Genomic DNA, 18,697 nt, shown 5'->3' on the forward strand with positions numbered 1-18,697 from the left:
AACTTCTCTTGAAGTACTGTTCTGAAGACGAGAGATACCGTTTCGCTCGCAACCGCGATCAGATGTTAGCGAGCACGAAGTTACAGGGGTAACGCGGAGGTAGAACCACCTCCGCAAGGCGTCATGCTAGTCGCAAATGCTTAGGGTACGCGATAGCGCGGCGGAGGGCATCTCCGCCGCATGGCGATGTTTGGTAAGATCAGATGGCCGGGTCGGCTCCCACAGAAAAGCGGCCAGGCCGAAAGCGCCCACTTGCAGACGATCGTCGGCCGGTGCGATCATTCCCCAATGCGACGTTTGTTCATCTTGTCGGTCCTTGCGCTGCCTGCGTGCTCGGCAGCGCCGCCTTCAGCCGACCAATCACCGATAGCGGCAATCGAAGTGCTGACGCCGACCAGCAACGACAAATCCGACCTGATTGCGCTACTTAGACAGGCAGCACCGAAGGAAGGCTTCCACGTTGACGATGGAACCGCACAATGGCGCGAGTTCGCACGGCAAGCGAAAGACCTTCCACCGCCTGCGCGTAAAACACTCTACGCTGGTGTTTGGAGTGGAAATGTCGATGACGACTTCATTGCTATGGCTGACGACGGTGCGCACAATGGTAGAAGCTGGATAACGGTATATCCAGGCAAGCACGGGACAGCGGCGAGGCGTTTCTGGCTAGACCTCAAGGTGGGGATCATGCGCCGTTGGCCAGCGGCACAACCGGTTCCGATCCTTCCATCCGGTTCTCTTCCGCTATCGGAAGACCTGCAACTTACGCCGAAGGGCTACCGGATCAGGCGTTCGGCTGCCGCCAATTATGGCCTTGCCTCTTCATCTTCGTTGCTCGCGGACGGCGGCTGATAGAAAGTTGCGCTGGAAAGCGGCCGTTCTGCTCTCCAACACCTTCAGCCATTCCGCGGTCGTTCTTTACGACTGAAGCCGGACGTTCTAGCCACATGAACGGGCGCCGGATCTCGGAAGCCGAAAACGCGCCGCGAATAGCGGGAACTGAGTTAGATCGCCTGATGCTAGTGTGATGTCGCACAGAAGTGGATGCGGAGCCGGACAAACCCCGCATCCACCCACAAGCCTTATCCAGAAGCGATCGACGCAGCCTGATCGGACTGGACGAGACGGAACACCACGACCGAGCGCCCCGTGACCTGATAGGTCGCCCCGACCGCGAAGCGTTCATCGCTTGCATCGGGGGCGTTGGTGTCGATCAGCCGCTCCCATCCTTCCGCGTCCGCCGTCTCCGGCAGCGTGAAGTTGATGAGATCATGCCACGCGTTGAAGATCAGCAGCAGGGTCTCGTCCTCGCCACGACGCCGCAAGGCTGTCGCGCGGGCGCGGCCATCGATCATCATGCCCAGGCAGCGGGCGCTGGTATCTTCCCATTCCGCCGGCTCCATCTCCAGCCCGGCGGGGTTGACCCAGGTGACGTCCTTTACGCCCAGTTCCTCGTCGATCTTGCCGCTGAGGAAGCGCGCACGGTGGAGCACCGGGAAGCGACGGCGCAACGCGGTGAGCTTGCGCGTGAAGGCGATAAGGCCCTTGCCCTTCTCCTGGATGTTCCAGTCGAGCCAGCCGATCTCGCTGTCCTGACAATAGGCGTTGTTGTTGCCGCCTTGCGTGCGCGCGAACTCATCGCCAGCCAGCAGCATCGGTGTCCCCTTGCTGAGCAGCAGCGTCGCCAAGAAGTTGCGGATCTGGCGTTCGCGTAGCGCCAGGATCTCGGGGTCATCGGTTTCGCCTTCGACACCGCAATTCCACGACCGGTTATCGTCCGACCCGTCCTTGCCGTCCTCGCCGTTCGCCTCGTTGTGCTTGCCGTCGTAGCTCACCACGTCGTTGAGCGTGAACCCGTCATGCGCGGTGATGAAGTTGACGCAGGCCCATGACCGACGCCCGCTATGATTATATTCCTCCGGCGAGGCGCACAGCCGCGGAGCAAGCGCGGCGACGCTTGCCTCGCCGCGCCAGAAATCACGCACCGTATCGCGGTACTTGTCGTTCCACTCCGCCCAGCCGGGCGGAAAGGAGCCGACCTGATAGCCGCCGGGGCCGATGTCCCATGGCTCCGCGATCAGCTTGACGCTGGCTAGCGTCGGATCCTGCCCTACCGCACGCAGGAAGCCTGATTGTTCGTCGAAACCGTGTGGCTCACGCGCGAGGATGGTGCCGAGATCGAAGCGGAAGCCATCGACATGCATCTCGTCCGCCCAATAACGCAGGCTGTCGGTCACGAGCTGAATCACGCGCGGATGGCTGAGGTTTACCGTGTTTCCGGTGCCGGTGTCGTTGATGTAATAGCGCGGCTGATCGGGGATGAGCCGGTAATACGTCGCGTTGTCGATGCCCTTGAACGACAGCGTCGGCCCAAGCTCATTGCCTTCCGCCGTGTGGTTGTAAACCACGTCGAGGATCACCTCGAGGCCGGTTTCGTGGAAACGCGCGACCATTTCCTTGAACTCACGCAGTGAGTTGGCGACATCGTGCGCGTAGCGCGGCTCCGGCGCGAAGAAGCCGATCGAGTTGTAGCCCCAATAGTTGGCGAGACCCTTCTCGACCAACTGGCTGTCCTGCACGAAGGCGTGGACCGGCAGCAGCTCCACCGACGATACGCCTAGCGACTTGATGTGATCGAGCACCGCCTGCTCGCCAAGGCCTGCATAGGTGCCGCGCAGATGCTCGGGCACGCCGGGGTGGTGCATGGTCAGCCCCTTTACGTGCGCTTCGTAGAGGATCGTGCTGTCCCACGGTGTGGTCCGCTGGTTCGGCTGGCCGCGCCAGTCGAAATTGGGATCTACGACGACGCATTTCGGCATGAACGGCGCGCTGTCACGCTCATCGAAGGTCAGATCGTCGCCGGTTTCCATCTGGTACCCGAACAACGCCGGGTTCCATTCCAGCGTACCGGCATGCGCGCGTGCATACGGATCCAGCAACAGCTTGTTGGGGTTGAAGCGGTGGCCTGCCTCAGGTTCGTACGGGCCATGCACCCGGTAGCCGTAGAACTGCCCGGGCTTCACGTTCGGCAAATAGCCGTGGAAGACCTGATCAGTATATTCGGGCAGCGTAATCCGTTCGATCTCGGTCAGACCGTCCGCCTCGAACAGGCAGAGCTCGACCTTGGTGGCATTGGCTGAGAACAAGGCGAAGTTCGTACCGCTCCCATTCCATGTGGCACCCCGTGGATAGGGCAAGCCCTCTTGTAGCTGAGCAGCGAAGTCCGTCACGCGCATCTCCCTGTTGGCGGCTCTCGCACAACAAACAAGGTCAGTGTCGTATCCGTTCGCTGTGTCCGTAGCGAAAATTGAACTGCGGCAACGTGAACTGGCCTCTTGCCGGAGGCTGCGCCGACGCGGTTCTGCGCGCGTTCACGGCGCTTGCCTCACGTCGCTCTTCGCCGCTCGGGCGCGGACCGCGCATTCTTGCAACAGCGGACGACAGCGCCCGTGCTTCGCCTCTGCGGCTATACCAAGCGCCGCTTGGCATAGCCGCAGGATTAGGTCGCCGCCCTAGGATACAGCTTCATGTTCCCCGCTGCGAAAAAGGTCTGCACACGATTACAAAGCTTTGAAGCTGTCGCGCTCAAGGTTCCAAGGCATCATCGCTTCTGCACCGGCACCACATCTGTGTAAGTCCTGCTGCCTCCGCGAGCCAAGGCAGCAAGAGTCGCAAATAATCAGGCCGATTGCGGGATGACGCTGATCAGATCGTCTTCGGCTGGCTCCTTGGCAGGCGTCAGCGTCAGCGCCTGATCAGGCTCGACGTAGCGGCTACGCTGGAAAGGCTCGAGCGTCACCGTCTCGCCCGTGTTGAGAGATTGCTCGACGGCTGCGAGAACGCGCATGTCGCACCAGCCTTCCTCACCATCAGCCTGGGGCTGGCGATCCTCTAGGATGCACGCGGAAAAGTACTGAGTCTCGTTGCCGAACTGCTCGACGGGATCGAAGCGATGGGTCTTGCTGCCCTCTTCGGTTTTCTCGGTGTACGTTATGCCGACCTTTGGACCGAACATGAAGCACGGGTCGGCGTGGATCATCGCTTTGGTGCCAATCAGGGTGAAGTTCTCGGCCGAAGCGCTGGCGTAGCTGACCGTGAACTGCGCCACGCGCTCACCTGGGAACTGCAGGATCACCGCGACCGTGTCGTGGAAATTGAATCCGCGTCCGGGCGTTTTGGTGCCGATCGCATGCACCGCGATCGGCTCGGCCGCGAAGAGATTGCGCACCGCGTTCAGCGGATACGTGCCCATGTCCGGCACGGGTCCACCCCAATATCCATTATGGCCCCGAGAGTTCTCCTCGGCAACGTTCTGGGCAAACACCGAGGTGAAGGCGAGAAGCTCACCGAAGTCACCGGCCTGGGCGCGAGTGAACATCTCGACGTTGCCGGGCTCATGGTGCAGGCGGTAGGCGATCATCAGCTTGGCGCCGCTTTTGCGCTGCGCGGCCATGATCTGCTCGGCTTCGGCGACGCTCGCCGCGACCGGTTTCTCGAGCAGCACGTGCACGCCGGCCTCGAGCGCCGCCACCGCATAAGGGGTGTGGAGGAAGTTGGGGGTGGCGATGTAGACGGCGTCGATCTCGCCTGATGCAAGGAGCTGATCGTACGCATCATAGGACCACGCCTTCAGGTTGTATTTACCGGCAAGCTCGTCGGCCTTGACCGGATCGCCTGTCACCAGCGCGACCAATTCGGAGTTGTTGGTGCGCGAGATGCCGGGCATGAACGCCTGCTGCGAAATCTGGCCACCCCCCACGACGGCGTAGCGAATCCGCTTGCTATGTCCGAACATTGTAATCTCCAGTATCACGGCATGTAAGTTCAAGCCCTTCAACGTGGCTACAGCGGCTTTGTTGCCCTTTCCGCTGCCCTAAGTCTCACGATTGGAGCTAACCCACTCAAAAGCTCACAGCACCGAATGTCTGAAGTCGCGGCGCGCAAAACTGCGGCTGAACGACGCTTGTGGGTTCTGGCGATAGCAGGCCGACTAAAGCCGGCTAGGCGGACTTCTGTGGAACCCAACTAGCTTGCTCAACGAATGTCGCCTGCGTTTCCGCGCGGCGCTTGCAGCGGCCAATCCTTACATCACCCGCAGTAAGACGCTCGTAACGGTCAACTGCTTCAAGCCGTTTCTCAGGGTCTTGAGCGGCGGCTTTCAATGTCAACTGCGCGGTAGCTTACCGCCCTTTCCCCTCCATGCCAGCGACTGCGCGTTAAGAGCATTTACGTCAGCCGTTCCGGCTAGCAGCGCCTCGCCGGTGGCGATCGCGCGGGCCAGCTTCGCATCTGGCGCTTTAGCGTAAGCGGGTCTGCCTACAATATGGTCGTACCAACAACCGCCACAGGCGTCGTCGAGCAGTATACGCTGGAAACAGTGATCAAGCCGCAACGCCCATCGCGCTTCGATGGCGCGCTTGGGAAGGCGTATACGGGTGAGCTCCAACCATTGCTGCTCGATTACTGATCGCGCGATTTCCTTCACCAATAACCTCCGTGGCCCACCCACAATGTTTGCATCGGTGAGCACTGGTCCGCAGTAGCTAGATTTCGGCGAGACCTGCTGCCAGTTGAATGAATGGCAGGTCTCGTTTCCTTTCCGCACAACGCGTCGAGAATGCTCTTATCGGCCTGAGCGAACCTTAGTTAGCGCGTATGGGCGGCACCCCCTCGACTGTGGTGTGGCGAGACCAATGATGCCTTCGATCTGCCTGTAGCAGTTCTGGAAATGGTATTTGTCGTTCTGCTCCAAGAGCACGGCGCCGATAATGCGTAGTTCTGCCCTCCTCTGAAGGACTTTAAATCATTCCCACTCGATCGTGCCGGGCGGCTTGCTGGTATAGTCGTAGGTCACGCGGTTGACGCCGCGCACTTCGTTGACGATCCGCGTCGAGACGCGCGCGAGGAAGCCCGCCGGGAACTCATAGGCTTCCGCCGTCATGCCATCGGTCGACGTCACCGCGCGGAGCGCCAACACGTTGTCATAGGTGCGGCCATCGCCCATCACGCCAACGCTGCGCACCGGCAGCAGCACCGCGAATGCCTGCCAGATGATGTCGTACAGGCCAGCGGCGCGGATTTCCTCGAGGTAGATCGCATCCGCCTTGCGCAAGATATCGCAGCGTTCCTTGGTGACCTCGCCGGGGATGCGGATGGCGAGGCCCGGCCCCGGGAACGGATGCCGCCCGACGAACGCCTGCGGCAGGCCGAGTTCGCGGCCGAGTTCGCGGACCTCGTCCTTGAACAGTTCGCGCAAGGGTTCGACCAGCTTCATGTTCATGCGTTCCGGCAGGCCGCCGACATTGTGATGGCTCTTGATCGTCACCGACGGCCCGCCGGTGAAGCTGACGCTCTCGATCACGTCCGGATACAGTGTGCCCTGCGCGAGAAAATCCGCACCGCCGACCTTCTTGGCCTCCGCCTCGAACAGGTCGATGAAGGCCGCGCCGATAAACTTGCGCTTCTTCTCGGGGTCGGTGACGCCGGCGAGGCCTGCGAGGAACGTCGCTTCCGCGTTCACGTGGACAAGCGGGATGTTGTACGAGTTGCGGAACAGGCTGACCACCTGATCGGCCTCGCCGCTGCGCATCAGGCCGTGGTCGACGAACACGCAGGTGAGTTGCTCGCCGATCGCCTCGTGGATCAGCACCGCCGCTACCGCTGAATCGACCCCGCCGGACAGGCCGCAGATCACTCGGCCAGAACCGACCTGCTGGCGGATCTCGGCGATCTTGGCGGCGCGGAACTCCGCCATCGTCCAATCGCCCGACAGGCCGCAGACGTGGCGGACGAAATTGCCGAGGAACTTGGCACCATCGGGGGTATGCACCACTTCGGGATGGAACTGCGTCGCATAATAGCGCCGCGCATCGTCCGCCACCACCGCATAGGGTGAGCCGGGGCTGATCGCGACCGGGCGGAAGCCGGGAGCAAGCTCGATAACCTTGTCACCGTGGCTCATCCACACCTGGTGGCGTTCTTCCGTCGCCCACAGCCCGTCGAACAGCACGCATTCGTCCTGGATGGTGATGAACGCCTGCCCGAACTCACCCGATTCGCCGAGCACGACCTGCCCGCCGAGCTGCTGCATCATCACCTGCTGACCGTAACAAATGCCGAGCACCGGCACACCACTGTCGAACACCACCGGCGGCACGCGCGGGGAGCCTTCGTCCAGCACCGAGGCCGGGCTGCCCGACAGGATCACACCCTTCGGCTGCAACCGCGCGAAGGCCTCGGCGGCGGTCGTGAACGGGGCGATCTCGCTATAGACGCCCGCCTCGCGCACGCGGCGCGCGATGAGCTGCGTCACCTGACTGCCGAAATCGACGATCAAGACCGAGTCGGGCAGGACGGAGTCCGGGTGAAGCGATTCGCTGGGGAGTGTCATGCGGCCCGATACCGGCTCGCGCGGCGCCGCGCCACCCCTGCGTCGCGCCGCTAAGGACTGTAACAAAAAACCGTTTCACAAAACCGACGCATATATGTCATCATTCTGTAACATCGCAGTCAAGCGGTGAACTGGAAGGATGTCGTCATGTTCAAGAAGATCGCTCTCGCTTTGCTTGTCGCCGCGCCGCTGTCGGCACCGGCAGTGGCCGCCCCCGCTGTTTCAGACAGCGTAACGACCCAGGAAGCCGTTGCCCGCCTCCACCCCAATGACGGTGGCAGCGCGATCGAACTCGCCCAGGCATATCTTCGCGCCGACCGCCCCGGTGAGGCTGCGAACACCTATCGCCGCGCGCTGACGCTCGACAATGTCATGCTGGAAACGCCGACCGGCGATTCGGTCTGGTCGCATCAGGTCGCCCGGCAGGCGCTGCCGCACGCGACCGCACTGTCGTCGCGCTGAGCCTTCGGCGCTGATGTCGGCAGGGGCGCCACGGCGCCCCTGCTCTCGCCTCACTCGACCGGCTTGATCGCGAGGCCGGTCCACTTCGCCGCGAACGCCCAATTGTCAGCGGTCTCGGCGATGACCTTGTCAGTCGGTTTGCCGCTGCCATGGCCGGCGCGGGTTTCGATGCGGATCAGATGTGGCTTGTCGCCGATCTCCGCCGCCTGCAACGCCGCCGCATATTTGAAGCTGTGGCCCGGCACGACGCGATCGTCGGTATCCGCCGTTTCCACCATGATCGCCGGATAGGCCACGCCGCTCCTGATATTATGGTACGGCGAATAGGCGTAGAGCGTGCGGAAGTCCGCTTCCTTCGCCGGATAACCGTAATCGTCCACCCAGTAGCGTCCGGCGGTGAACCGGTCGAAGCGCAGCATGTCCATCACCCCCACTGCCGGCAGCGCCGCCGCGAACAGGTCTGGCCGCTGGTTGGTGACCGCGCCGACCAGCAAGCCACCGTTCGATCCGCCCTGGATGGCGAGGCCGTGCTTCGACGTAATCCCCTGCGCCTTGAGATATTCACCGGCGGCGATGAAATCGTCGAACACGTTCTGCTTGTGGGCGAGCCGGCCGCCGTCGTGCCACGCCTTGCCATATTCGCCACCGCCGCGGATATTCGCCACCGCCAATACCCCGCCCTGCTCGAGCCACGCGATCCGCGTCGCCGAGAACGCCGGCGTGACCGAGATGTTGAACCCGCCATAGCCGTACAGCAACGTCGGCGCAGGAGCAGTGACGTCCTTGCGGCGCACCACGAACATCGGCACCCTGGTGCCATCCTTCGAGGCGTAGAAGCGCTGCTCGACTGTATAGCCGGCGGGATCGAACGCGACCTTGGGCTGCGCCCACACTGTCGACTGGTTGGTCTTGACGTCGTAACGGTAGATCGTCGTCGGCGTGGCGAAGCTGGTGAAGGCGTAGAACGTCTCCGCGTCATCCTGCGTGCCGCTGCCGCCGACCACCGCGCCGATCCCGGGCAGCGCCACCGTTCCATCCGGCGAGCCATCGAGGTTATAGCGCCGCACCTCGGATTTTACGTCGACCAGATAGTCGGCGATCAGCTTGCCGCCGAGGATCGCCGCGCTTTCCAGCACCGCGCCGTGGCTGTCCTCGGGCACGACCTTATGAACCGGCACCTCGGCCGAGCGCGCGTTGAGGTTGGTCGAGACGATGCGCAGGCGCGGCGCATCCTTGTTGGTCGACCAGTAGAAATTGGCGCCCTCGTTGCCGACGAAGGTCCATTCGTTCTCCAGCCCCTTGAAGATCGTGCGCGGGGTCGGCGTCGGCGTAGTCACGTCGATAACGGTGATCTCATAGCGGTTGTCGGTGCCTTCCGTGGTGGTGATGACCAGCCATTTGCCGTCTTCGGTAAGCTGCGCGCCATGGCCGCGCCGGGGGTGATCGGACGTCTCGTAGATCAGACGATCGGCGGATTGCGGTTGCCCGAGCTGGTGGAAGTAGACTTTCTGGTTTTCGTTGAGCGCCTGAAACTTCTCACCCGATGGCGGTGCCGGGAAGCGCGAGTAATAAAAGCCGGAGCCGTCTTTCGCCCAAGACAGGCCTGAGAACTTCACCCACTCCAACGTATCGCCCAGGACCTGCCCGGTCGCGACATCGAGCACCTTGATCGTGCGCCAGTCCGTCCCGCCATCCTGCACGGTGTAGAGCAGCTTGCCGCCATCCTCAGACGGCACCCATTCGCCGAGCGCGGTGGCACCGTCCTTCGACCAGCCGTTCGGGTCGATCAGCACGCGGCCGGCGCCGCCTAAGCCATCCCGCACATACAGCACCGCCTGGTTCTGCAAGCCGGCATTGTGCGCGTAGAAATAGCGCGTGCCCTTCTTCACCGGCAGGCCGAACCGTTCGTAATCGAGCAACTGCTTCAGCCGCGCGGCGAGAATGTCGCGGCCGGGCAGCGTCGCCAGATAGGCGCTGGTGGTGGCGGTCTGCGCATCGACCCACGCCTGCACCTTGGCATCGGTGCGGACGTCATTTTCCAGCCAGCGGTACGGATCGGCGACCTTTACGCCGAACTGCTCGTCTGTTTGATCGACGCGGGGGGTGTCGGGATATGTCATCGGAAGAGCCTTGCTGGTCTGGGCCGTTGCCGGCGTGGAGAGGAGCGCGATCAACGGCAGGATACGGCGCATCGGGTTCTTCCGGACAAACGAAAAGGAGCCGCACCGTATCCGGTGCGACTCCTTTTTCAAGCTTGGGCGGGGATGCGACGCGGCTAAGCCGCGTCGTCGGTCGGGCCGTTGGCCCGCCACCCGGGCCTGCCGATTACCCGGGTATTAGCTGCGCTAATCCCGGACGGCAGGCTTAGGCGTCCTCGTAGTCTTCCTCGTTCATCACCGGGCCGGAATCCTGGCCCTTGGCGGAAACGTCACGGTCGACGAACTCGATGATCGCCATCGGTGATGCGTCCGACATACGGATGCCGGCCTTGATGACGCGGGTGTAGCCGCCGTTACGCGATGCGTAACGCTCGGCGAGCACGTCGAATAGCTTTACCAGCTGCGCATCGTCGAGCAGCCGCGCATGCGCGAGACGGCGGTTGGAAAGACCACCCTTCTTGGCGAGCGTGACAAGCTTTTCGATATATGGGCGCAGTTCCTTCGCCTTGGCGACGGTGGTGGTGATCTGCTCGTGCTTGATGAGCGCTGCCGACATGTTGCGGAACAGCGCGATGCGGTGGGCCGAGGTCCGCTGAAGTTTACGACCGCCTACACGATGGCGCATGGTTCAATCCTTTTCGTTCGTTAAGGGGCCGTTTCACGGAACCCCAGACCTGGCGAGGACGGTGCGCTCGCCGTGTTCCGTCGCCTTGGTGGAGTGCCAAGGCCGCTGTGATTTCGTGCCGGGAGCGACGCGGCAAAGCCGCGTCGTCGGACAGGTTCGGCTTGCGCCGACCTGCCGGCCGGGCTTGCGTTGCCTCCGGGTTAGCGATGCTAACCCGGTGCAACTCAGCCCATAATCTCCTGCTCGAGCTTCTTGGCCATCTCTTCGATGTTCTCGGGCGGCCAGCCGGGGATTTCCATACCGAGACGGAGACCCATCGACGAAAGCACTTCCTTGATCTCGTTGAGCGACTTGCGGCCAAAGTTCGGCGTGCGCAGCATCTCGGCTTCGGTCTTTTGAACCAGATCGCCGATGTAGATGATGTTATCGTTCTTGAGGCAGTTGGCAGAACGCACCGAAAGCTCCAGCTCGTCGACCTTCTTGAGCAGGTAGCGATTGATCTGCTGCGTATCGCCGGCAACCTCGTTGGTCGCCGCCGGTGCCGCAACGCCGATCGGTGCCGAACGCGTCATTGCCGAATCGTCGAAGTGGACGAACAAGGCCAACTGGTCCTGCAGAATGCGACCGGCATAACCGATCGCGTCTTCCGGAGTGATCGTGCCGTCGGTTTCGACGTTGAGCGTCAGCTTGTCGTAGTCGAGCTCCTGCCCGACGCGCGTGTTCTCGACCTTGTACGACACCTGCCGCACCGGCGAATACAACGCATCGACCGGGATCAGGCCGATCGGCGCATCGGCCGGCCGGTTGGCGACCGCTGCGACATACCCCTTACCAACGTCAGCGGTGAACTCCATGTTGAGCGTCGCGCCATCGTCGAGATGGCACAGCACCAATTTGGGGTTCATTACTTCGATATCGCCGGTAACAGCGATGTCGCCCGCGGTGACAGTGGCCGGACCGGTTGCCGAGAGCTGAAGGCGCTTCGGCCCCTCGCCCTGCATGCGCAACGCGATCTGCTTCACGTTGAGGACGATGTCGGTCACATCCTCGCGCACACCAGCGAGCGAGGAGAATTCGTGCAGAACGTTTTCGATCTTGATCGAGGTGACGGCGGCACCCTGGAGTGACGACAACAACACGCGACGCAGCGCGTTGCCGAGCGTCAGACCGAAACCACGCTCAAGCGGTTCGGCAACGAACGTCGCCTTGCGCTTGGCATCGCCGCCCGACTTCACTTCGAGGCCGTTGGGCTTCTTCAATTCCTGCCAGTTCTTAGCATTGACGGACACGGGCTTCCCCTTGGTTTTGGGCGGGAGCGGAGCAACTCCGGCCCTTGGGCGAATCGTCCGCGCGGCGCGATCAACCGCGCGCGGACGAGACGAATTCAGACGCGGCGGCGCTTTGAGGGGCGAACGCCGTTATGCGGGATCGAAGTCACGTCGCGGATCGAAGTAATCTGGAAGCCGACCGCCTGCAGCGCGCGCAGCGCCGACTCACGGCCCGAGCCGGGGCCCTTGACCTCGACTTCGAGGGTACGGACGCCGTGCTCGGCGGCCTTCTTGCCGGCGTCTTCCGCTGCAACCTGCGCCGCATACGGGGTCGACTTGCGGCTGCCCTTGAAGCCCATCATGCCGGCCGACGACCAGGAGATCGCGTTGCCCTGCGCATCGGTGATGGTGATCATGGTGTTGTTGAAGCTGGCATTCACATGGGCCACGCCCGAGGTGATGTTCTTCCGCTCGCGGCGCTTGATGCGCTGTGGTTCGCGTGCCATTTTTTGTCCTGTTCCTATATCCTGAGACGGAAGGCGGCGGCGCTAGGCCCGGCCGCCTCCGACGAAGAAAAAGCGAGATCGTCCGGGACGATCCCTTACTTCTTCTTGCCTGCGATCGGCTTCGCCTTGCCCTTGCGGGTGCGCGCATTGGTATGCGTGCGCTGGCCGCGAACCGGCAGGCCCTTGCGATGACGCAGGCCGCGGTAGCAGGCGAGATCCATCAACCGCTTGATGTTCATCGCGGTCTGGCGACGCAGATCGCCTTCCACGGTGATATCGGCATCGATCGTCTCACGGATCTGCAGCACTTCCGAATCGGTGAGATCCTGGACGCGACGCTCCGGTGCGATGTTCAGCTTGGCGGTGATTTCCTTCGCCTTGGTGTTACCAATGCCATGGATATAGGTCAGCGCGATCACCACGCGCTTGTTGGTCGGGATGTTGACGCCCGCGATACGTGCCATGAAAATCTTTCTCCTGCTCCACGGGGCCTGCATGGCTGCACACCCCATCTCAACGCGTTGCCTGTTCCGAACGCACGATAGCGGCGCACGCGTAACGCGCCGCCGTCGCCGGGGTATCGGAATAGCGGGCGAGTAAGGATTCGGACAGCTGCTGTCAAGCCGGTGGTGGCGGCGCAGCACGATCGCGCTCTGGCATCAAGCCACTCGATCGGAAGGTTCCTCGCCCCACATAGCCGATCAGCCGACGGGAACAACGATCGCGGCGATCAGCCCGGGCGCGTTCTCCTCAAGGTCCAGTCGCCCGCCGTGCAGGCGTGCCACCGCCTCGACCAGCGCCATCCCCAGCCCTGCCCCAGGCGTCGTCCGGGCACCATCGAGCCGGCCGAACCGGCGCAGCGCCAGTGCGCGATCCGCCTGCGCGATGCCGGGGCCGCGATCCTCGACCTGAAAGCGTAGTTCGCGATCGTCGCGCGCGAGGCGCAGTGTCACCGCCCTACCGGCGGCTGCGTGCCGGAGCGCGTTGTCGATCAGGTTGGTAATCGCCTGCGTCATCAGTTCACGGTGCAGGATCACACGGCCGTCGGTCGGCTCGATCGCGGTCACGAAGGTCATGCCGGCATCCTCGACCACCGGCGCGTAAAGTTCGGCGATCTCTTCGACCAGCGCCTTGGGATCGACGCTGGTGAACCGGTCGCGCGAGAGCGACTCGGCGCGGCTGATCTCGATAAGCGTGGTGAGCATCCGCATCACCAGATCGGTTTCAACGAGCAGTCCGCTCATCGCGGCCTCGCGCGCTTCGGGTTCGGATTGCAACACCGCCGCCTCCGCCTTGCTGCGGAGCCGCGCCAGCGGCGAGCGCAGATCGTGGGCGAAGCCATCCGTCACCACACGCAGCTCGCTCATCAACCGTTCCAGCTTGTCGAGCATTGCGTTTAGCCGCGAAGCGAGCCGGTCGAACGCGTCCTGCCCCCCCGCGACGCCCTCCACGCGTCGGGTGAGATCCCCCGCCGCCACGCCCTCGATCACATCCGTCACCTCGTTGAGACGATGGCCGACGTAGCGTGTCACGATCAGCCCGACGAGCAGCCCCAAAGCCAACGACAGCAAGGTCGCCGCCCCCATCGCGCGTTCGATGCCGCGCTGTTCCTGCTCCCAATCATCCAGCAGCCGACCGCTGACGAGGAAGCTGGCGCCGATCCGCCGCACCGAATAGCCTGCTTCGCGCTCTGACCAGGGCCGGTCGCCGCCGATCTTGCCGATGCGGAAGGCGGTCGGCTCCGGCGCGCCCACCAGCGTGATATCCTCCGGCCCGACGCCGACGCGCCGCTGCCCGCTGCCATCGACGATCGCGAGGATGAGCGAAAAATCGCCGGGCGCTCGCGCCTCCGCGATGGCGCGGGCGAGCGCCCGCTCACCGCCCGATCTCCATACCGAGACCAACGCGTCCGACTGCTCGATCGTGTCACGCCGCAATGCGTCGACGGAGTCATCGCGGATCTGCTGCCAGACGAATGCCACCAGAACGAGGTTGGACACCAGCGCCAGCCCAATCGCGAGCAGCGCAATTCGCGCAGTGACGGACAGACGGAAGGGGCGTTTAGCTGTCGGCAGAGAGTCGGTATCCGGCACCGCGCACGGTATGCAGGATCGGGGCGCGGAAGCCATCCTCGATCTTGCGCCGCAGCCGGCCGATATGCACGTCGACCACATTCGAGCCGGGGTCGAAATGGTAGTTCCAGATCTTCTCCAGCATCATCGTGCGCGTCACCACCTGCCCGGCATGCCGCGCGAGATATTCCAGAAGGTTGAACTCCCGCGCACCAAGCGGGATCGAGCGCCCCTCACGCGTGACGGTGCGGGCGAGCAGGTCGATCTCGAGATCGCCGACGCTCAGTTTGGTGACCTGGTTCTTGGCGACGGCGAGATCGACCCGGCGCAGCAATGCTTCGATGCGGGCGAACAACTCCGCGAATGAGAAAGGTTTGCACAGATAGTCGTCGGCACCTGCCTTTAGCCCGTCGATGCGGTCGTCCACGGTCGCGAGCGCCGACAGCATCAGCACCGGCGTGCGAATACCGGCCGCCCGGATCGCCCCGATCATCGCGAGGCCGTCCAAGCCCGGCAGCATGCGATCGGCGATGATGAGATCGACCACCCCCTCACTGGCGAGGAACAGGCCGTCGCGGCCGTCAACGGCGGTCTCAACCGAAAAGCCGGCTTCGCCCAGACCCTTCGCCAGGTACGCGGCGGTGCCGGCATCATCTTCGACGATCAGGATCTTGCGGGTCATCGACTCTGACATTCCGGGCGGGGCCTTTAGCCTAGAACGAATTGAGGCCGGCGGAAAGCACGCCTTCCGCCGGCCAACGACACCCCCGGGAGTGCGGGCGCCGATCTGGGAAACTTTCTGGCCGCCAAGCGAGCCATGGCGGCGTTCTACCGCGCGCGCACTGGCGCGCCGATGAAGCAGCCATGACGAAGATGTCATCTTGGCATCGCAACATCCGGCGACCGCCTTGCCGGCGGCCACAGGCGACCGGCCGTTCGCCTATAAGAAGTATTTGTCGGGAAAGAGATACGGTCCAATGTACAGACACGCCGCGCTGACAGCGCTTCTCCTCACCACCGCCTGTGGTGGCGGGTCGAACACCGGCGGCGACACGGCGGTCGTTCCGGGTGCCCCCGCGGCCACAACGCCCGCCCCGACTCCGGCGCCGGTGCCCACACCCACGCCGAGCCCGCCGCCAAACGTGGCGACCGGACCCGACAATGTCGCGGCGGCGGCTTCGTTCTACGTCAGCCCGCCCAGCGCGACCAACTGCGTCGCCGGGCAGTTGAAGGCATCCATAACCGCGCAGGTCCTCGCGGCGGTTAACGGCATCCGCGCGCTGCACCGCCTGCCGCCAGTCGGCTACTCCACTGCGGACGAGCCCGCCGCGCAGGCCGCGTCGCTGATGATGGCGGCGAACGGCACGCTTAGCCACACGCCACCAACAACCTGGAAATGCTATAGCGATCTTGGAGCGGCAGGTGCCGGATCGAGCGATCTTGCAGGTGCGTTCCAGACCGGCAACATTGCGCTACAGTCCGACGACGCGATCCTCGGCGGGCTGATGGACGAGGTCAGCAACATCGTCGCCAACAATGTTGGTCACCGCCGCTGGATCCTGGATCCCTTCGCAACCACGTTCAGCTACGGCCGTACGGTCGTTAGCGGATCGACCGGGCAGATCCTCGATTTCGCGGCCCTGAAGGTGTTCAATAACAGCGGCGCCGCTCCGGCTGGTGGTATGCTGCCGGCGTTCGTAGCGTATCCTTACGGCGACTATCCGACCCGCTATTTCAAGGGGGGCTCGCTTTTCTCGTTCGGAGTGATCGCCAACGCCGCCAACCGCTACGCCAACACTTCGGTGAACTACGCCAGCGCGACCGTGCGGGTGGCCGTGCATGGTGGTGCGGAGCTCGCGGTTTCGAACATCAGCTCGGATACTGCCGGTTATGGCTTACCCAACAACCTTCAGTTCGCCATTGCCGGCATCACCAACGGCACGAGCTATGATGTCACCATTGCCAATGTCAGTGTGAACGGTGCGATGAGAAGCTACAGCTACCAGTTCAGGATCGTTCCGTAACCTCTGCTGTCCTCCGCGGTCGCAGCGGCATGCGCGATTTCGCGCGTGCAACCAGGTCGCACCTCACCCAAGCCGCGCACGGACCGCGTTTACCGGTTGAGGATCGCCGCGATCTGGGTGCTGACCTGCTCGATGTCCGCCATGCCATCGACCCGAACGACCAGACCACGCGCCTCGTACAGCGGCAGGATCGGAACCGTTTTCGCGCGATATTCGGCCATGCGCGTGCGCACCGTTTCCTCGTTGTCGTCAGCGCGACGCTTGAACTCGGTCGACCCGCATACGTCGCAAACGCCGGAAACAGCCGGTTGCTTGAAATGATCGTGGTAGCCCGCGCCGCACTTGACGCAGGTATAGCGCCCGACGATCCGCTCGACGAGCGCATCCTCGTTCACCTCTAGCTCAATCACCCTGCCGAGCTTGCGACCATGCGCGGCAAGGATCGCGTCGAGCGATTCCGCCTGCGCGGCCGTACGCGGATAGCCGTCGAAGATCGTACCCTGCTCGGCTGAAAGCGCCGCCAGCCGGTCGTCGATCAAGGCGGATACGATCTCGTCCGACACCAAAGCGCCCGAATCCATTACTGCGGCGACCTTCGCCCCCAGCGGCGTATCCGCCTTGCGCGCGGCGCGCAGCATGTCGCCGGTGGACAGCTGAACCATGCCGCGATCACTCTCGAGCCGGCTCGCCTGCGTGCCCTTGCCCGCCCCCGGCGGCCCAAGCAGAATGATGTTCACGAGTCCGCGTCCCCCTAATGCAAGCCGCCATGCTTAGCGCAGGCGGCCGCCCTTCAACTTCGACTTTTTGATTAGATCGCCATATTGATGTGCGAGCAAGTGGCTCTGGATCTGCGTCACCGTATCCATCGTCACGTTGACGACGATCAGCAGGCTGGTTCCGCCCAGGTAGAACGGGATCTGGAGCATCGACACCAGTTCTTCAGGCAACAGGCAGATGATTGCCAGATAGCCCGCACCGATCACGGTGATGCGCGTCAGCACGTAATCGAAATACATCTCGGTGTTCTTGCCCGGACGGATGCCGGGGATGAAACCGCCGTAGCGCTTCAGATTATCGGCTGTCTCCTCGGGGTTGAACACCACCGCCGTGTAGAAGAACGAGAAGAAGATGATGCCCGCGCCGTAGAGCAGCATGTACACCGGTGAACCGTGCTGGAGATACTGGTTGAGCGTGAGGATCACGTCGCTCCACCAGCTGTTGCTCTCCACGCGCTTACCCGCGAACTGCATGATCGTCAGCGGCATCAGCAGCAACGACGACGCGAAGATCGGCGGGATCACACCGGCCGTGTTGATCTTGAGCGGGAGATGGCTGCGGTCGGCCTGCATGCCGCGCTGCGTCTGGCGCTTGGGATATTGGATCAGGATGCGACGCTGCGCGCGCTCCATGAAGCAGATGAACAGCACCAGCCCAACCACCGCGATGATGATCCCGATGATACGGAACGCATCAAGATTGCCCGAACGACCACCCTCGAACAGATTGTACAATGTCGTCGGCAGGTTCGCGACGATACCGGCCATGATGATGAGCGACATGCCGTTACCGATGCCGCGGCTGGTAATCTGCTCGCCGATCCACATCAGGAACATCGTCCCGCCGATCAGCGAGATAACTGCCGCGACGCGGAACATCATGCCGGGATCGACCACCGCCTGCACGCCCTGATTGGCGCCGAGCGTCTCCAGGCCGACCGCGATGAAATAGCCCTGCACCGCGGTCAGACCGACCGTGCCATAGCGGGTATACTGGTTGAGGCGCTTGCGCCCGCTCTCGCCTTCCTTCTTGATCGCCGCCAGGGTCGGCGACAGCGAAGTGGCGAGCTGAATGACGATGGAGGCGGTGATGTACGGCATCACGCCGAGCGCGGTCAGGCTCATGCGCTTGAGCGAACCGCCCGAAAACGCGTTGAAGAAATCGAGCACGCCGCCGCTCGTCGATTGCGAGAGCTGGCTGAGCGCGGTCGGGTCGATACCCGGCAGCGGCACGTAGCTGAGCAACCGGAACACGATCAGCGCGCCGATCGTGAACCAGAGGCGCTTCTTGAGATCGGTCGCCTGCGCGAATTTCGACATGCTGAGGCCGGAGGCCATCTGGTCGGCTGCGGATGCCATGCTGGAAGTCGTCCCGAATCAAACGGTCTAGGAAACAAAAGCGGCGGAAAGCGTTT

16 protein-coding genes are annotated in these 18,697 nt (G+C 63.1%); 3 read left to right on the plus strand and 13 right to left on the minus strand.

Going from position 1 to position 18,697, the window contains the following annotated elements; all coding sequences use genetic code 11:
- Nucleotides 1–252 precede the first annotated feature (252 nt).
- Nucleotides 253–852: a hypothetical protein gene (locus OXR00_RS08950; protein ID WP_267387932.1), complete on the plus strand. Its 600-nt coding sequence runs from the start codon at nucleotides 253–255 to the stop codon at nucleotides 850–852.
- 230 nt (nucleotides 853–1,082) lie between these two features.
- On the opposite strand, the gene glgX is transcribed toward OXR00_RS08950, so the two are convergent.
- The 4 genes from glgX to guaA all read right to left on the minus strand — a co-directional run bounded on the left by glgX (nucleotide 1,083) and on the right by guaA (nucleotide 7,390).
- On the minus strand, nucleotides 1,083–3,230 hold the full coding sequence (gene glgX / locus OXR00_RS08955) for a glycogen debranching protein GlgX (RefSeq protein ID WP_267387933.1): 2,148 nt from the start codon (nucleotides 3,228–3,230) through the stop codon (nucleotides 1,083–1,085).
- A gap of 449 nt (nucleotides 3,231–3,679) precedes the next feature.
- Nucleotides 3,680–4,795, minus strand: a complete 1,116-nt coding sequence (locus OXR00_RS08960) for a Gfo/Idh/MocA family oxidoreductase (protein WP_267387934.1) — start codon at nucleotides 4,793–4,795, stop codon at nucleotides 3,680–3,682.
- Between the two features lie 369 nt (nucleotides 4,796–5,164).
- The gene (locus tag OXR00_RS08965; RefSeq protein WP_267387935.1) at nucleotides 5,165–5,485 is read right to left on the minus strand and encodes a GCN5-related N-acetyltransferase; all 321 of its coding nucleotides are present in this window, start codon (nucleotides 5,483–5,485) and stop codon (nucleotides 5,165–5,167) included.
- A gap of 318 nt (nucleotides 5,486–5,803) precedes the next feature.
- The gene (guaA, locus tag OXR00_RS08970) at nucleotides 5,804–7,390 is read right to left on the minus strand and encodes a glutamine-hydrolyzing GMP synthase (protein ID WP_267387936.1); all 1,587 of its coding nucleotides are present in this window, start codon (nucleotides 7,388–7,390) and stop codon (nucleotides 5,804–5,806) included.
- A gap of 147 nt (nucleotides 7,391–7,537) precedes the next feature.
- On the opposite strand from guaA, the gene OXR00_RS08975 reads away from it, so the two are divergent.
- A complete protein-coding gene (locus OXR00_RS08975) occupies nucleotides 7,538–7,852 on the plus strand; it encodes a hypothetical protein (RefSeq protein WP_242150087.1) in 315 nt (104 codons plus the stop codon).
- A 50-nt stretch (nucleotides 7,853–7,902) separates the two neighbouring features.
- On the opposite strand, the gene OXR00_RS08980 is transcribed toward OXR00_RS08975, so the two are convergent.
- From OXR00_RS08980 to OXR00_RS09010, 7 genes are all read right to left on the minus strand, one after another.
- Complete coding sequence (locus OXR00_RS08980; RefSeq protein WP_267387937.1) at nucleotides 7,903–10,044, minus strand: prolyl oligopeptidase family serine peptidase; 2,142 nt, start codon at nucleotides 10,042–10,044, stop codon at nucleotides 7,903–7,905.
- 172 nt (nucleotides 10,045–10,216) lie between these two features.
- On the minus strand, nucleotides 10,217–10,636 hold the full coding sequence (gene rplQ / locus OXR00_RS08985; protein WP_267387938.1) for a 50S ribosomal protein L17: 420 nt from the start codon (nucleotides 10,634–10,636) through the stop codon (nucleotides 10,217–10,219).
- A 224-nt stretch (nucleotides 10,637–10,860) separates the two neighbouring features.
- On the minus strand, nucleotides 10,861–11,925 hold the full coding sequence (locus tag OXR00_RS08990) for a DNA-directed RNA polymerase subunit alpha (protein WP_242150078.1): 1,065 nt from the start codon (nucleotides 11,923–11,925) through the stop codon (nucleotides 10,861–10,863).
- 95 nt (nucleotides 11,926–12,020) lie between these two features.
- Nucleotides 12,021–12,410 (minus strand): 30S ribosomal protein S11, encoded by a 390-nt coding sequence (gene rpsK / locus OXR00_RS08995; protein WP_034161671.1) that lies wholly within the window; start codon nucleotides 12,408–12,410, stop codon nucleotides 12,021–12,023.
- A gap of 95 nt (nucleotides 12,411–12,505) precedes the next feature.
- Nucleotides 12,506–12,874 carry a 30S ribosomal protein S13 gene (gene rpsM / locus OXR00_RS09000; protein ID WP_242150075.1) on the minus strand — a complete coding sequence of 123 codons (369 nt, stop codon included), beginning with the start codon at nucleotides 12,872–12,874 and terminating at the stop codon, nucleotides 12,506–12,508.
- A gap of 237 nt (nucleotides 12,875–13,111) precedes the next feature.
- Nucleotides 13,112–14,410, minus strand: a complete 1,299-nt coding sequence (locus OXR00_RS09005) for a HAMP domain-containing sensor histidine kinase (protein WP_267387947.1) — start codon at nucleotides 14,408–14,410, stop codon at nucleotides 13,112–13,114.
- Nucleotides 14,411–14,471: 61 nt separating this feature from the next.
- Nucleotides 14,472–15,164, minus strand: a complete 693-nt coding sequence (locus OXR00_RS09010; RefSeq protein ID WP_242150184.1) for a response regulator transcription factor — start codon at nucleotides 15,162–15,164, stop codon at nucleotides 14,472–14,474.
- 295 nt (nucleotides 15,165–15,459) lie between these two features.
- On the opposite strand from OXR00_RS09010, the gene OXR00_RS09015 reads away from it, so the two are divergent.
- Nucleotides 15,460–16,506: a CAP domain-containing protein gene (locus OXR00_RS09015; protein WP_267387948.1), complete on the plus strand. Its 1,047-nt coding sequence runs from the start codon at nucleotides 15,460–15,462 to the stop codon at nucleotides 16,504–16,506.
- Nucleotides 16,507–16,595: 89 nt separating this feature from the next.
- On the opposite strand, the gene OXR00_RS09020 is transcribed toward OXR00_RS09015, so the two are convergent.
- Both OXR00_RS09020 and secY read right to left on the minus strand, forming a co-directional pair.
- Complete coding sequence (locus OXR00_RS09020; RefSeq protein ID WP_267387949.1) at nucleotides 16,596–17,243, minus strand: adenylate kinase; 648 nt, start codon at nucleotides 17,241–17,243, stop codon at nucleotides 16,596–16,598.
- A 33-nt stretch (nucleotides 17,244–17,276) separates the two neighbouring features.
- Nucleotides 17,277–18,641, minus strand: a complete 1,365-nt coding sequence (gene secY, locus OXR00_RS09025) for a preprotein translocase subunit SecY (RefSeq protein ID WP_242150063.1) — start codon at nucleotides 18,639–18,641, stop codon at nucleotides 17,277–17,279.
- Nucleotides 18,642–18,697: the final 56 nt, after the last annotated feature.

The sequence above is a fragment of the Sphingomonas sp. GC_Shp_3 genome, assembly GCF_026540945.1.
Taxonomy (GTDB): Bacteria; Pseudomonadota; Alphaproteobacteria; order Sphingomonadales; family Sphingomonadaceae; genus Sphingomonas.

Coding starts and splice junctions, on each gene's coding strand:
- OXR00_RS08960 (WP_267387934.1), bottom strand. CDS start 4,795: ATGTTCGGACATAGCAAGCGGATTCGCTACGCCGTCGTGGGGGGTGGC.
- guaA (WP_267387936.1), bottom strand. CDS start 7,390: ATGACACTCCCCAGCGAATCGCTTCACCCGGACTCCGTCCTGCCCGAC.
- OXR00_RS08975 (WP_242150087.1), top strand. CDS start 7,538: ATGTTCAAGAAGATCGCTCTCGCTTTGCTTGTCGCCGCGCCGCTGTCG.
- OXR00_RS08980 (WP_267387937.1), bottom strand. CDS start 10,044: ATGCGCCGTATCCTGCCGTTGATCGCGCTCCTCTCCACGCCGGCAACG.
- rplQ (WP_267387938.1), bottom strand. CDS start 10,636: ATGCGCCATCGTGTAGGCGGTCGTAAACTTCAGCGGACCTCGGCCCAC.
- rpsK (WP_034161671.1), bottom strand. CDS start 12,410: ATGGCACGCGAACCACAGCGCATCAAGCGCCGCGAGCGGAAGAACATC.
- rpsM (WP_242150075.1), bottom strand. CDS start 12,874: ATGGCACGTATCGCGGGCGTCAACATCCCGACCAACAAGCGCGTGGTG.
- OXR00_RS09010 (WP_242150184.1), bottom strand. CDS start 15,164: ATGACCCGCAAGATCCTGATCGTCGAAGATGATGCCGGCACCGCCGCG.
- OXR00_RS09015 (WP_267387948.1), top strand. CDS start 15,460: ATGTACAGACACGCCGCGCTGACAGCGCTTCTCCTCACCACCGCCTGT.
- secY (WP_242150063.1), bottom strand. CDS start 18,641: ATGGCATCCGCAGCCGACCAGATGGCCTCCGGCCTCAGCATGTCGAAA.